This is a genomic window from Luteococcus peritonei (genome assembly GCF_039526385.1).
Lineage (GTDB): Bacteria > Actinomycetota > Actinomycetes > Propionibacteriales > Propionibacteriaceae > Luteococcus > Luteococcus peritonei.
On sequence record NZ_BAAAIX010000033.1, the window covers coordinates 15,560 to 28,605 of the forward strand.

At 68.0% G+C, this 13,046-nt stretch carries 12 protein-coding genes and 1 pseudogene; 6 read left to right on the forward strand and 7 right to left on the reverse strand.

Going from position 1 to position 13,046, the window contains the following annotated elements; translation table 11 throughout:
- Positions 1-450: 450 nt before the first annotated feature.
- On the reverse strand, positions 451-1,065 hold the full coding sequence (rsmG, locus tag ABD073_RS13460; RefSeq protein ID WP_343875414.1) for a 16S rRNA (guanine(527)-N(7))-methyltransferase RsmG: 615 nt from the start codon (positions 1,063-1,065) through the stop codon (positions 451-453).
- Between the two features lie 485 nt (positions 1,066-1,550).
- On the opposite strand from rsmG, the gene ABD073_RS13465 reads away from it, so the two are divergent.
- A complete protein-coding gene (locus ABD073_RS13465) occupies positions 1,551-2,405 on the forward strand; it encodes an alpha/beta hydrolase (RefSeq protein WP_343875415.1) in 855 nt (284 codons plus the stop codon).
- Between the two features lie 179 nt (positions 2,406-2,584).
- On the opposite strand, the gene ABD073_RS13470 is transcribed toward ABD073_RS13465, so the two are convergent.
- From ABD073_RS13470 to rpmH, 5 genes and pseudogenes are all read right to left on the reverse strand, one after another.
- Complete coding sequence (locus ABD073_RS13470) at positions 2,585-3,205, reverse strand: Jag family protein (RefSeq protein ID WP_343875416.1); 621 nt, start codon at positions 3,203-3,205, stop codon at positions 2,585-2,587.
- Positions 3,206-3,279: 74 nt separating this feature from the next.
- Positions 3,280-4,392 (reverse strand): membrane protein insertase YidC, encoded by a 1,113-nt coding sequence (gene yidC / locus ABD073_RS13475; RefSeq protein ID WP_386751626.1) that lies wholly within the window; start codon positions 4,390-4,392, stop codon positions 3,280-3,282.
- Between the two features lie 101 nt (positions 4,393-4,493).
- A pseudogene (yidD, locus tag ABD073_RS13480) lies at positions 4,494-4,712 on the reverse strand (membrane protein insertion efficiency factor YidD); the annotation flags it as partial.
- Positions 4,713-4,723: 11 nt separating this feature from the next.
- The gene (gene rnpA / locus ABD073_RS13485; protein WP_343875418.1) at positions 4,724-5,107 is read right to left on the reverse strand and encodes a ribonuclease P protein component; all 384 of its coding nucleotides are present in this window, start codon (positions 5,105-5,107) and stop codon (positions 4,724-4,726) included.
- Between the two features lie 9 nt (positions 5,108-5,116).
- Positions 5,117-5,254: a 50S ribosomal protein L34 gene (gene rpmH / locus ABD073_RS13490; RefSeq protein ID WP_343875419.1), complete on the reverse strand. Its 138-nt coding sequence runs from the start codon at positions 5,252-5,254 to the stop codon at positions 5,117-5,119.
- Positions 5,255-5,607: 353 nt separating this feature from the next.
- Here rpmH and dnaA point away from each other — a divergent pair, with 353 nt between their 5' ends.
- A complete protein-coding gene (gene dnaA, locus ABD073_RS13495) occupies positions 5,608-7,161 on the forward strand; it encodes a chromosomal replication initiator protein DnaA (protein WP_386751615.1) in 1,554 nt (517 codons plus the stop codon).
- 62 nt (positions 7,162-7,223) lie between these two features.
- Here dnaA and ABD073_RS13500 read toward each other — a convergent pair whose 3' ends face one another.
- Positions 7,224-7,862: a TetR/AcrR family transcriptional regulator gene (locus ABD073_RS13500; RefSeq protein WP_343875422.1), complete on the reverse strand. Its 639-nt coding sequence runs from the start codon at positions 7,860-7,862 to the stop codon at positions 7,224-7,226.
- A 638-nt stretch (positions 7,863-8,500) separates the two neighbouring features.
- Between ABD073_RS13500 and dnaN the strand changes: the two genes are divergently transcribed.
- The 4 genes from dnaN (at position 8,501) to gnd (ending at position 12,981) form a co-directional block, all read left to right on the forward strand.
- Positions 8,501-9,661, forward strand: coding sequence for a DNA polymerase III subunit beta (gene dnaN / locus ABD073_RS13505; protein ID WP_343875423.1), 1,161 nt, complete (start codon positions 8,501-8,503; stop codon positions 9,659-9,661).
- A gap of 236 nt (positions 9,662-9,897) precedes the next feature.
- Positions 9,898-11,421 carry an acetaldehyde dehydrogenase ExaC gene (gene exaC / locus ABD073_RS13510; RefSeq protein WP_343875424.1) on the forward strand — a complete coding sequence of 508 codons (1,524 nt, stop codon included), beginning with the start codon at positions 9,898-9,900 and terminating at the stop codon, positions 11,419-11,421.
- A gap of 4 nt (positions 11,422-11,425) precedes the next feature.
- A complete protein-coding gene (locus tag ABD073_RS13515) occupies positions 11,426-11,923 on the forward strand; it encodes a DUF779 domain-containing protein (RefSeq protein ID WP_343875425.1) in 498 nt (165 codons plus the stop codon).
- 131 nt (positions 11,924-12,054) lie between these two features.
- The gene (gnd, locus tag ABD073_RS13520; RefSeq protein WP_343875427.1) at positions 12,055-12,981 is read left to right on the forward strand and encodes a phosphogluconate dehydrogenase (NAD(+)-dependent, decarboxylating); all 927 of its coding nucleotides are present in this window, start codon (positions 12,055-12,057) and stop codon (positions 12,979-12,981) included.
- Positions 12,982-13,046 lie beyond the last annotated feature (65 nt).

Sequence of the window (13,046 nt, forward strand, 5' to 3'; positions counted from 1 at the left end):
TGTCATCGGGCTGCGCCGACCGGTCGGTGGACCAACGATGAAAAGCCATCACTGTCCGCGGACGCTCCTCGGAGCAGTAACCGCAGCAGGCGGCACGGCGCACCGAGGGCCGTAGGGATCCGCAGCCTCACACGTGCAGTGCGACCACGTTGGCTGTGCCTAGGCCCCCAGGGGCTGTTCCCAGCGAGCCGACCCTCACTCCGTGCTGAGGTCGTGCTGCCGGGCCGCCTTCGCCCAGGCCACCCGGCCAAGGAACACCACGATCCAGGCAGGCCATTGGCGTCCCTCCCCCACAGAACCCACGCCCGCAGCGTCCACTGGCGTCACTGGTCAACGGCCACATTCCGACGTTGAAACGGACGGAGGGGCAGACAGGTCCGGGTACCGCGATTCTGACGTTTCACGTGAAACCCAACGGCGAGACCCGCGTCGAGGGACGGCCGGGCCGGTTCAGGCCGAGCGCCGCACCACGAGTGCCTGGGTCACCTCGGCCTCAGAATGAGCGCGGACCTGGAAGACCTCGGCGCGGAGCTTGCTGGCCTCCAGGAGTTTGGCAGCGTCATCGATCTCGTCGTAGACGCTCTCGCCCTTCAGGGCCACCAGCCGTCCATCTGGGTAGAACAGGGGAGTGCACCAGCCCAGGAGCTTCTTGAGGTTGGCGACGGCCCGACAGGTGACCACGTCGTAGACCTCGTCGGAGTCCTCCGCCCGACCACGCACCACCGTGACCCGGTCATCCAGCCCCAGCTCCGCCACCGTCTCCTTGAGGAAGGTGTGCCGGCGAAGCAGGGGCTCGAGCAGGGCGATCTCGAGGTCAGGTCGGAGAATGGCCAGCGGGATACCCGGTAGTCCGGCACCACTGCCGACATCGACCATCCGTGCCCCGTCGGGAATCAGTCCGGCCAGAGCTGCGGAGTTGAGGATGTGGCGGTCCCACAAGCGATCCTTCTCGCGGGGACCCAGAAGTCCCCAGTCGATACCCTTGCTGGCAAGAATGTCGACATATTTACTAATTGTCTTGTAGCTATCCTGATAGACGGCTTCTGCTTGCGCCTGGGCGTCCACGACTCTCCTCGTTGCGGTGAGACACCAGCCTACCGAGACAGCAGTTGGTTCCACGTGAAACCGGCTGCACCCTGCAGGAGGACCCCACGAGGCTCCCGCCAGGGGCCATCAGGTGAACCCGCCACGTGTGGTGACGTGAGCGGTGGCGGTGGATGCCCCAGCACTGGCAGGCGCTGCACTTCCGTGGGAGGAAACTTGAGCATCGCACCCACCGGAGCGAGACCCGCACCACACCCCTGGCGGACGTCCCTGGCCGCACCCCACGAACCCACGGAAGGGTCGTCGGACTCATCGCCCAGGATGCGCCGCTGCACCATCCCACTCACATGCACCTGGCCACCCGTTCCATGCGATGGACGGGGCCACCACTGGTGGTGGAGGCCCACCCGGCGGGTTGCTCGCATCTGGGCATGACAGGCGCAGCTTCGTAATAAGCAGGACCCAGGACTCTGGCAGCAGGCCTTCACCGGTGGGAGCATCTGTACATGGACGAGACCACCTTCACCATCACGACTGCCGATGGGCAGGACCTGCAGGTCTACCGCTGGGCACCCTCGGGCACGCCACGAGCCGTCGTCCAGGTGCAGCACGGACTGGGGGAGCACGGCGGACGCTATCGCCGTTTCGCCGAGGCACTCACCGAGGCCGGCTACCTGGTCTGTGCCCCCGACTCGCACGCCTCCGGCCGCAGTGCCGGCAACGGCTACGGCGTGTGGGGCCCCGACGGATGGAAGGGGTGGGTGGATGACATCGCTGTCCTGGCCCGTCGGATCCATCAGGACGAGCCCGGCCTGCCGCTGGCCCTGTTCGGCCACAGCCTGGGTTCCTTCGGCACGCAGCAGTTCCTGCTCGACCATGGCGACCTGGTGGACGCGGTCGTTCTGTCCGGCACCACCGAGCCCGCCGGCATGGCCCAGGCCCTCGGTGGGGACGAGCCGGCCGACCTCACCAGCTTCAACGAGCAGTTCGAGCAGCGCACCGGCTTCGAGTGGCTCTCTCGCGATGCCGACGAGGTGGACCGCTATGTCGTCGACGAGGCCTGTGGCTGGCAGCCCGAGCCCTTCGTCGGGATCGAGACCCTGGCGCAGGCCGCCGACCCGGAGCGCCTGGCCGCGATCCCCACCGACCTGCCCGTGCTCATCATCTCCGGCGACCAGGACCCGGTGGCCGGCCCCAGCGCACTCGGGCCCCAGGTGGTGGGGGAGCGCTACCGCCAGGTCGGCCTCACCGATGTCACCGTCACGCTCTACCCCGAGGCACGCCACGAGCTGCTCAACGAGACGAACCGTGACGAGGTGACCGCCGACGTGCTGGCCTTCCTGGACCGCACCGTGGGCTGACCACGCGGCCCAGCTGGTCACCAGCCGGGCGCCGACAGACTCGTCGAGACTGGCCTAGTCGGTGCAGCAGCGCCCTCACCAGCACGGATGCGGGCCGATGACCCACCCGTCGCCGTCGGACATGCAACAGGGGCTGGACGGTGAGTCCCGTCCAGCCCCTGCTCGGTCGTCTGCAGCGATCAGCTCGCCGGCAGGACCACCACGCGTCGCTTGGGCTCCACGCCCTCGGACTCGCTGACCAGACCGGCCTCGGCCACGGCGTCGTGCACGATCTTGCGCTCGAAGGGGTTCATCGGCGTCATGCGCACCGCCTCGCCCGAGGTCTTCACCTCGGCGATGGCGTCGTGCGCCAGCACCTGGAGCTCCTTGCGACGACGGTCACGGTGGCCCGCGACGTCCAGCATCAGACGGCTGCGGTGACCGGTCTCGGTCATCACCGCGAGGCGCGCCAGCTCCTGCAGGGCGTCCAGCACCTCGCCGTCCTTGCCGACCAGGACCTCGCTCTCGGTGACGATGGAGACGTGGGCCCGACCGCCCTCGGCGAAGGTGTCGATGTCGCCATCCAGGTCGGCGATGTCGAGCAGCTCCTCCAGGTAGTCGGCCGCGATGTCGCCCTCGGCTTCCAACGGGTCCTCGTCGCCGTCGGAGTCATCATCCGACTCGTCGGTCGTGACGGCCTCGTCCTGCTCCTCGACCGCATCCTCGACGGTCTGCTCGGCCGGCTGGGTCGGGTCGGTGACCACGGCAGCGGGGTCGGTGACCTCGATGGCCGGCTCGGGGGTGGTGAGCTCTTCGCTCATGGTGGTTCTCCTTGGTGGAAGGGAGGACCGGCACCGGGGTGCCGGCCGGGAAAATCAGAGGGGAGCCGACCGGCTCACTTCTTCTTCTTGCGGGCCTGGCGCGGCTGGCGCGTCGGCTGCTGACGCTGGACCACCTGCCGGCCCCCGTCGTTCGCCTTGCGGACGGTCTGCCGGGCGACATTCTGGCGAGCCACACCCGGGCGGGCGGCGGTGGCGCCACCCTCGGACTCCGAGCTCGATGAGCTGGCGGCAGCCGTGGCGGCCACCGGCTTGCGGGAGCGCTTGGCGCGTCGCTCAGCCTCGATGGCGTCAGGATCCTTGCCCTTGGCCCGCATCCGCTCCTGCCAGTCGAGGTGGGCAGGGGTTCCGGGCGTCGGGTTGTTGCGGATCAGGATGTACTGCTGGCACAGCGTCCACAGGTTCGTGGTCATCCAGTAGACGAGCACGCCGATCGGGATGGCCAGACCGGTGAACAGGTACATGAAGGGGAACAGGTACAGCATCATCTTCTGCTGCTGCGCCATCGGGCCGGTCAGGGCCTCCGGCGGCATGTTGCGCTGCATCAGCTCGCGCTGCTGGATGAAGAGCACCGCGGTCATGCCCAGGATCAGCGCCATGGCCGTGATCTGGGTGGCGCCGAAGTTGTCCAGCGGCAGGAAGCGACCCGCCAGGCGGGCACCCATGAACTGGGCGTCGTGCAGCGACTGCACCAGCTCCGGATTGGTCTTGAAGAAGTGACCGCGGGGGATGATCGGATTGCGAGCAGCACCCTCCAGCACGCGGAAGAGGGCCAGGAAGATGGGCATCTGCAGCAGCACCGGCAGGCAGGAGGCCGCGGGGTTCACGCCCTCCTCGCGGTAGAGCTTCATGGTTTCCTGGCCCAGCCGCTCACGATCGGAGCCGTACTTGTCCTGCAGCGCCTTCAGCTTGGGCTGCACCAGCTGCATGTTGCGGGAGGTGTTGATCTGCTGCACGAACAGCGGGATCAGCAGGGTCCGGATCACCACCACCAGGGAGACGATCGACAGCACCCAGGTCAGGCCGCTGTCGGCACCGAAGAGCGGGGACCAGATCTTGTGGGCCAGCACGATCAGGCCGGAGACGGCCCAGTAGATGGGCTGCATGATGGCGCTGCCCATGTCCATGAATGTGTCCTTGATGCCGAACAGCAGCAGGGCCGTTTGCAGAAGGGCCATCAGTATTCACCTCGGGTGTTGTGGGAGATGCCCGACGCCAGGGCGTCGGACCAGACTGTGGTGGTGGGAAGGCGGCGCTCGGCCTGTTCGGTCTGCCAGGCCGCGTCCTCCGCGGTGCCCGGGACCGGGTCGTAGCCACCCTTCGAGAAGGGATTGCAGCGCAGGATGCGCCAGACGGTGAGCCAGCTGCCGTAGATGGCACCGTGCGTCTCCAGCGCCGTGAGCCCGTAGGCGGAGCAGGAGGGATGGTACTTGCAGACGTCGCCGTAGAGCGGGGAGAGCAGACGTCGCCAGAGCTTCACGAAGGCGACCAACGGGTACCTCACTGCACACCCCCAGTGCTCGCGACGGTCGTGGGTCGCTCGCCACGACGCTCCAGCCGGCCCAGGCAGGTCTGCCAGGCACCGGCCAGGTCGTCGGCCAGCCGATCGGGAGCGGTGGCCGCGGCCGGCAGGGCTCGCACCACGACGGTGAGGTCGGGGGAGGCCGCCAGCAGCGGAACCACCAGATGCCGCAGGCGACGCTTCACCCGGTTCCGGGTGACCGCATTGCCCACGGCCTTGGACACAACAAAGCCCACCCGGGACGGGGGGCTGTTGGTGGTTCGTGCGTGCACGACGAGAGTGGGTCTGGCCGCCCGGACACCGCCACGCATGGTGGAACGGAAGTCGGATGCAGAACGCATCCTGGTCTGGGCGGGCAGCACCCGGACTCGTCAGGCAGACAGCTCGGCGCGACCCTTGCGACGACGCGCAGCCAGGATGGCGCGGCCGGCGCGGGTGCTCATGCGGGCGCGGAAGCCGTGGGTACGCGAACGACGGCGGTTGCTGGGCTGGAAAGTGCGCTTGGTCACGGGGATTACTCCCTTTGTCTTCGAAGTTGGATACCCGGGCGGACGGATGTGACGTCCGCCCTGGCGCGGGGAAGTCGTCGCCGACTTCCGGCGACCTGTCAACGATACGGGCACCGGGCCGCGATTGCCAAACCCGCGCCGACCCCAGCCCCGGAAAGCGAACGAATCACAACGGTGTAGTCCACTCGACACGCCGCAGGACGGCAAACATTCTTCGCCCTCGGCTTGCCCGACTCGAGGAAGCGAAAGTATCGTCATGCCCCTGTACCACCGGTTTTCCACAGGACGCCGCTCGGGGGAGCGCCGTCGAACTGGCCGCAGCGCACAAGCTGTGGAAAACTTTGTGGACAGCGTTGTCGTACAGCGTTTCCCCGCACGGGGAGCAAGGGCCACCTCGTCCCCCCGCGAGGACCACGGCCCACAGTTCGTGGGGCGAAGATGGGTGTGAAGTGAGCAATACGTCAGTGCACAAGGCCCCGGAGGACCCGGCGGCACAGCTGACCAAGGCTTGGAAGCACATCCAGACCAGCGCGGACGGCCCCAACAAGGCCTGGCTGAAGAACACCAAGCCGCTCACCATGCACGAGTCGACGGTGATGATCGCCGTCCCCAACGAGTTCACGCGCGAGCGGATCGAGACCCGGCTGCGGGTCCAGATCGAGGAGTCGCTGAGTGACTTCTTCCACCGGCAGATGCGCCTGGCCATCACCGTCGAGCCGGACCTGGAGCTCAGCCTCGAGGTGCCCGAGCGCGAGGAGGACCCCGAGGAGCTGGATCCCGAGCCGGCCCAGTTCATCCCGCGCAGCGACACCGAGCGTCCCCGTCCGGGCAGCGCCACCGGCGAACCGGCCCCGGCACCCGCCTCCGGTGGCGACGTCGACCGGCTGAACCCCAAGTACACCTTCGAGACCTTCGTCATCGGTTCCTCGAACCGCTTCGCGCACGCCGCCGCGGCCGCCGTCGCCGAGGCCCCCGGCAAGAGCTACAACCCGCTGATGATCTACGGCGAGTCCGGCCTGGGCAAGACCCACCTGCTGCACGCGATCGGCCACTACGTGCGCAACTACTACGACCGGGTCCGCGTGAAGTACGTCAGCACCGAGGAGCTGACCAATGACTTCATCAATGCCATCAGCGACAACCGCACCGCGCAGTTCCGTCGCACCTACCGCGACGTCGACGTCCTGCTGATCGACGACATCCAGTTCCTGGAGTCGAAGATCCAGACGCAGGAGGAGTTCTTCCACACCTTCAACACCCTGCACAATGCGCAGAAGCAGATCGTGATGACCTCCGACCGGCCGCCCAAGCTGCTGGAGGCCCTGGAGCCCCGGCTGCGCAGCCGCTTCGAGTGGGGTCTGATCACCGACATCCAGCCGCCGGACCTCGAGACCCGGATCGCCATCCTGAAGCGGATGGCCGCCACCCAGAACCTCACGGCCGGTCCCGAGGTGCTGGAGTTCATCGCCTCCAAGATCCAGACCAACATCCGCGAGCTGGAGGGCGCGCTGATCCGGGTCACCGCCTTCGCCTCGCTGCAGCGCCAGGAGGTGGACCTGGAGCTGGCGCAGATCGTGCTCAAGGACCTGATCCCCGAGGGCACCGAGTCCGAGGTGACGCCGCAGCTGATCATGAACGAGACGGCCGCCTACTTCGGCATCACCATGGAGGAGCTGACCGGCGCCTCGCGCACCCACGTGCTGGTGACCGCCCGCCAGATCGCCATGTACCTGTGCCGCGAGCTGACCGACATGAGCCTGCCCAAGATCGGGCAGCTCTTCGGCGGCAAGGACCACACCACCGTGATGCACGCGGACCGCAAGATCCGCGAGCTGCTGCGCGAACGTCGCAGCGTCTTCAACCAGGTCACCGAGCTGACCAACCGGATCAAGCAGCAGGGGCAGTAGTCCCACAGCAGCACGACGGGCCGTTCCCCACCGGGGGAGCGGCCCGTTCGTCGTCGAGCCGCTCAGGCGGCGTCGGCCGCCTCGGTCTCCAGGACCGCCAGCGGGCGCACCAGCACCGCGTCCAGCCAGGCCGTCAGGTCGGCGGACATGTCGATGCTCCCGCGGTCGTAGAGCCACTGCACCTGCAGGCCGTCCATCAGGGCGATCAGCCCCCGGGCGGCGCGGTCGGGCCTCACACCCTCGCGCAGCAGGCCGGCCTCGCCCAGGCGTCGGAACAGGGCGGTGTTCTGCTCGCACATCATCTCGTAGCGCAGCGTGAAGTAGGTGTGGGCCGGATGGCCCGGGTCGGTGGCCTCGGCCGACAGGGTGGCGAACAGTTCCACCAGTTCCTGGCGCTCGGCATTGTGCCGGGCCAGCTCCACCAGGGCACGGGCGTGCTGCAGGGGGGTCATGTCGTCGTCGAAGTGGAAGCGGATCCGGTTGTCGTCGTCGCGCCGGGCCAGCACCTCGAGCAACAGCTCTTCCTTGCTCTTGAAGTGGTACAGCAGGCCGGGGTGGGTGATGCCCACCCGGGTGGCGATGTCGCGCAGCGAGGTGCCGCGGTAGCCCACCTCACCGAACAGCTGGACGGCCGTGTCCAGGATCTGTGCCCGGCGACGGTCACCCTTGGCGCTCGGTTCGTGCTGGTCTGCTCCGCTCACTGCCGTTCCGTTCCTTCGCTGGTCGGGGCTGGTCTGGCCGTCGACTGAGCCCAGTATGACGCCGCACACAGGGCAGGTCCATTCGACCTACCGGCTGTGCACAACTGGGGGCAGGACTGTGGACAAACGGTGGGTGGCGGGGGCCACCGTTGTTGAGAGCCGGTGGACGCAGCTCGAGCACCCCGCCGGTGATGCACAACTTCCACCCGTGTGATTCCACGCTGCCCACACTCCGTCCACACCGACCATCTGCACTCTGGCAAGCTGTGACGAGGCTTTTCCACAGGATCCACAGAAGTGATGACCATGACGGTTATCCATACATCTCCAAGGTCTTCAAAGTCTGGGGGGCGCGGATCTGTGGGAAACCCGGGCCGTCGAGGACCCAGGTGCACCAGCACCAAGGAGCTGACCATGGGGACGTCACCGAATCGGTGACCCACCATCAGGTGTCGGCAGAGGGGAACCGCCGCAGGAGCCCCTGGGACTCTCGACCCCGGGACTCTCAACCGCAGGACGAGAGAAGCAGCCGGTGGCCTGCCCTGGCCCTGTCGGGCATGGATATGATGCCCACGCGCCACCTGCCGACACCGTCGGGTGCCAACCAGCTGACCAACCAGTACCCAGAAGGGGACGCCGTGAAGATTCGTCTGGAACGCGATGTGATGGCCGAGGCCGTGGCCTGGGCCGCACGAAGCCTGCCGACCCGCCCCAGCGTCCCGATCCTGGCCGGCCTGCTGGTGAAGGCCGACGAGTCCGGCGTCACGATGTCGAGCTTCGACTACGAGACCTCGGCGCAGATCAACGTCAAGGCAGAGGTCGTTGAGCCGGGCGAGGCCCTGGTCTCCGGCCGCCTGCTGGCCGACATCGCCCGCAGCCTGCCCAACCGCCCGGTGGAGCTGACCAGCGACGAGAACCGCATGGAGCTGGTCTGCGGCTCGGCCCGCTTCACCCTGCAGACCCTGCCGGTGGCCGACTACCCCAACCTGCCGGAGATGCCCGCCGCCACCGGCACCGTGGAGAGCGACGACTTCGCCCGCGCCGTCGGCCAGGTGGTCGTGGCCGCCGGTCGCGACGAGCTGCTGCCCGTCTTCACCGGCGTGCGCGTCGAGATCGAGGGCGAGACGCTCTCCCTGCTGGCCACCGACCGCTACCGGATGGCGCTCAAGGAGCTCACCTGGCGTCCGGCCAATTCCCAGGCCTCCGGCGCCGCCCTGGTGCCGGCCAAGGTGCTCAGCGAGACCGCCAAGTCGATGGTGGCCGGCGAGAGCGTCACCATGAGCCTGTCCAACGCCTCGGCCGGCGACGGCCTGATCGGCTTCGAGGGTGAGGGCTCCGGCGGCACCCGCCAGATCACCACCCGGCTGCTCGACGGCGAGTTCCCCAAGGTGCGCCACCTGATGAACGTGCAGGCCGCCCTCTCGGTGCGCGTCAACACGGCCGACCTGATCTCCTCGGTGAAGCGCGTGGCCCTGGTGGCCGAGCGCAACACCCCGCTGCGGATGATGATCGGCGACGGCCAGGTGGCCCTGGAGGCCGCCACCGGCGACCAGGCCCAGGCCAGCGAGGCCATCGAGGCCGTCGTGGAGAACCATGCTGGCGGCGAGCAGCCGATCACCGCGGCCGGCTTCAACCCGCACTACCTGACCGACGCCCTGAACGCGCTGGACACCCCCTACGTGCACTTCGCCTTCACCGCCCCGGGCAAGCCCTGCCTGGTGACCGGCCTGGCTGACCTGGACGGCGACCCGCTGCCCGACTACAAGCACGTGATCATGCTGATGCGCCTGCCCAGCTGACCCCGGCACGACTTGTCCACAGGCGGTTTCCCCACCCTGGGTGGGGAGGCCGCCTGTGGCACGTTCCACCGGCACCCACTTGTCCACAGCACCTGTGGACAAGTCCCCCGGGCTGGGGACAGGCGTCGATCTCCCCAAGGTCTTCCGTCTCGGGGTGAGCCTCCCTACAGTGTGGTGAACATCACAGCCGGGAGCGCTCTCGGCACAACCGTCACCGTCGATGGGGGAGATCCAGAATGGCCGTCTATCCACAGCCCGGTTCCAGCGAGTCGAAGATCAGCGTCAAGGAGTCCTACGGGCACTGGATCAACAACGAATGGGTCGAACCGGCCTCGGGTCAGTACTTCGACAACATCACGCCGGTCACCGGCCAGGTCTTCACGCGGGTGGCCCGCGGCACGGCCGACGACATCGAGAAGGCGCTCGATGCAGCCCACGCAGCCGCTCCCGCCTGGGGGCGCACCTCCGACACCGACCGTGCCAATGTGCTGCTGCGGATCGCGGACCGGATGGAGCAGCACCTGGAGGAGATCGCCGTCGCGGAGACCTGGGACAACGGCAAGGCGGTGCGCGAGACCCTCAACGCCGACATCCCGCTGGCCATCGACCACTTCCGCTACTTCGCCGGCTGCCTGCGGGCCCAGGAGGGTTCGATCAGCCAGATCGACGCCGAGACGGTGGCCTACCACTTCCACGAGCCGCTGGGCGTGGTGGGACAGATCATCCCGTGGAACTTCCCCATCCTGATGGCGGTCTGGAAGCTGGCCCCCGCCCTGGCCGCCGGCAATGCGGTGGTGCTCAAGCCTGCCGAGCAGACCCCGTGGAGCATCCTCAAGCTCTTCGAGATCATCGGTGACCTGCTCCCCGCCGGCGTGGTGAACATCGTCAACGGCTTCGGTGTGGAGGCCGGCAAGCCGCTGGCCAGCAATCCGCGGATCGCGAAGATCGCCTTCACCGGCGAGACCACCACGGGCCGGCTGATCATGCAGTACGCCAGCCAGAACATCATCCCCGTCACCCTGGAGCTGGGCGGCAAGAGCCCCAACCTGTTCTTCGAGGACATCGCCGAGAAGAACGACGCCTTCTACGACAAGGCCCTGGAGGGCTTCGCCATGTTCGCGCTCAACCAAGGCGAGGTCTGCACCTGCCCCAGCCGAGCGCTGGTGCAGAGGAGCATCTACGACAGCTTCGTCCCCGACGGCATCAAGCGGGTGGAGGCCATCAAGCAGGGCAACCCGCTCGACACCGAGACCATGATGGGCGCCCAGGCCAGCAACGACCAGTTCGAGAAGATCATGAGCTACCTCAAGATCGGCCGCGAGGAGGGCGCCACCGTGCTCACCGGCGGCGACCGGGCCGACCTGGGTGGCGACCTGTCGGGTGGTTACTACATCCAGCCCACCATCCTCGAGGGCAGCAACTCGATGCGGATCTTCCAGGAGGAGATCTTCGGCCCGGTGGTGGCGCTCACCAGCTTCGCCGACGACGACGAGGCGATGCAGATCGCCAATGACACCATCTACGGCCTGGGCGCCGGGCTGTGGACCCGCCACATGCACCGCGCCTACCACATCGGCCGCGCCATCCAGGCCGGCCGGGTGTGGACCAACTGCTACCACCACTACCCCGCCCATGCCGCCTTCGGTGGCTACAAGCAGTCCGGCATCGGGCGCGAGAACCACAAGATGATGCTCGACCACTACCAGCAGACCAAGAACCTGCTGGTGAGCTACAGCCCTGACAAGCTCGGCTTCTTCTGAGCCGATGGACCAGCCGCTGCAGGCCGACGCCACGGGACCCGAGCGAGTGGTCCCGGCGTCGGCCTGCGCCACCGGCGAGGCCTGGTGGAGCGAGCTGCCCCAGCCCGCGCCGGGACGCGTCGGTCTCACCCAGGCGGCGGCCGACCTGCTGGTCCGGCTGGTCGATCGTCACGGCCCGGTGATCTTCCACCAGTCCGGCGGCTGCTGCGACGGCTCGGCGCCGATGTGTTATCCACAGGGCGACTTCCTCACCGGGGAGGCCGACGTGCTGCTCGGCCACCTGGTGGTGCCCGGGTTGGCGGAGCTGGGTCAGGCGCAGGTGCCGGTGTGGATCTCCCGGGCGCAGTACCCGGCCTGGAGCCACACCCACCTGTGCATCGACGCGGTGCCGGGCCGGGGCGCGGGCTTCAGCCTGGAGGGGCCGGAGGGGCTGCGCTTCCTGACCCGCTCGCGGCTGCTCACCCAGCAGGAGGCCGCGGTGCCGCTGCCCACCGAAGCCTGAGCGGCGGGCTGGCCGTCGAGTGGTTTCCCCATCCGCGAAACCACTGGATGGCCGAGGTCGAAAAGCCTGCCCGGTGAGCGGGAGGCCACCTAGGCTGGCCACGCAACAGTTCTTCCAAGAGAGGCTCCACCATGCAGATCGGACTCGTCGGCCTGGGCAAGATGGGCGGCAACATGCGCGAGCGCATTCGCCGCGCCGGCCACACCGTGATCGGTTACGACGTCAACCCCGAGGTCTCCGACGTCGCCAGCCTGGAGGAGATGGTGGCCCAGCTCACCGACTCCCCCAAGGTGGTCTGGGTGATGCTCCCCGTGAAGTTCGTCGACGAGACCATCGGCAAGCTCGCCGAGATGCTCAGCCCCGGCGACGTGATCATCGACGGCGGCAACTCCAAGTGGACCAACGACTCCCGCCACGCCGAGCAGCTGGCCACCCAGCAGATCGGCTTCCTGGACGTCGGCGTCTCCGGCGGTGTCTGGGGCCTGGACAACGGCTACGCGCTGATGGTGGGCGGTGACCCGGCCGACGTGGCCAAGGTGCAGCCGGTCTTCGACGCGCTCAAGCCCGAGGGCCAGTACGGCTTCGTGCACGCCGGCAACCACGGCGCCGGCCACTTCGCCAAGATGGTCCACAACGGCATCGAGTACGCCATCATGCAGGCCTATGCCGAGGGCTGGGAGCTGCTGGAGAAGGCCGAGATCGTCACCGACGTGCCCGCCACCTTCGAGTCCTGGAAGGAGGGCACGGTGATCCGGTCCTGGCTGCTGGACCTGATGGTCGATGCCCTGCACAAGGACCCGCACCTGGACAAGATCGACGACATCGCCGAGGACTCCGGCGAGGGGCGCTGGACCGTGAACGCCGCCGTCGACCTGGGCGTCCCGGTGCCCACCATCGCGGCCAGCCTGTTCGCCCGCTTCGTGAGCCAGCAGGAGGAGAAGCCGGCCATGAAGATGATCGCCGCCATGCGCAACGAGTTCGGCGGCCACGCCGTGGTCGCCGCGCAGCCCGACGGCACCATGACTCCCGGCGAGGGTGGCAACCCCAAGGGCCACTGAGCCATGACCTGCGGTGCCCGCGTCCGTCACGGACGCGGGCCCCGTCGTCGTTCCACCCCCTGGAG

Bases quoted from the DNA above. Each gene is read 5' to 3' on its own strand.
- gnd (WP_343875427.1), top strand. From the start codon at position 12,055: ATGCAGATCGGACTCGTCGGCCTGGGCAAGATGGGCGGCAACATGCGC.
- ABD073_RS13465 (WP_343875415.1), top strand. From the start codon at position 1,551: ATGGACGAGACCACCTTCACCATCACGACTGCCGATGGGCAGGACCTG.
- ABD073_RS13515 (WP_343875425.1), top strand. From the start codon at position 11,426: ATGGACCAGCCGCTGCAGGCCGACGCCACGGGACCCGAGCGAGTGGTC.
- ABD073_RS13470 (WP_343875416.1), bottom strand. From the start codon at position 3,205: ATGAGCGAAGAGCTCACCACCCCCGAGCCGGCCATCGAGGTCACCGAC.
- exaC (WP_343875424.1), top strand. From the start codon at position 9,898: ATGGCCGTCTATCCACAGCCCGGTTCCAGCGAGTCGAAGATCAGCGTC.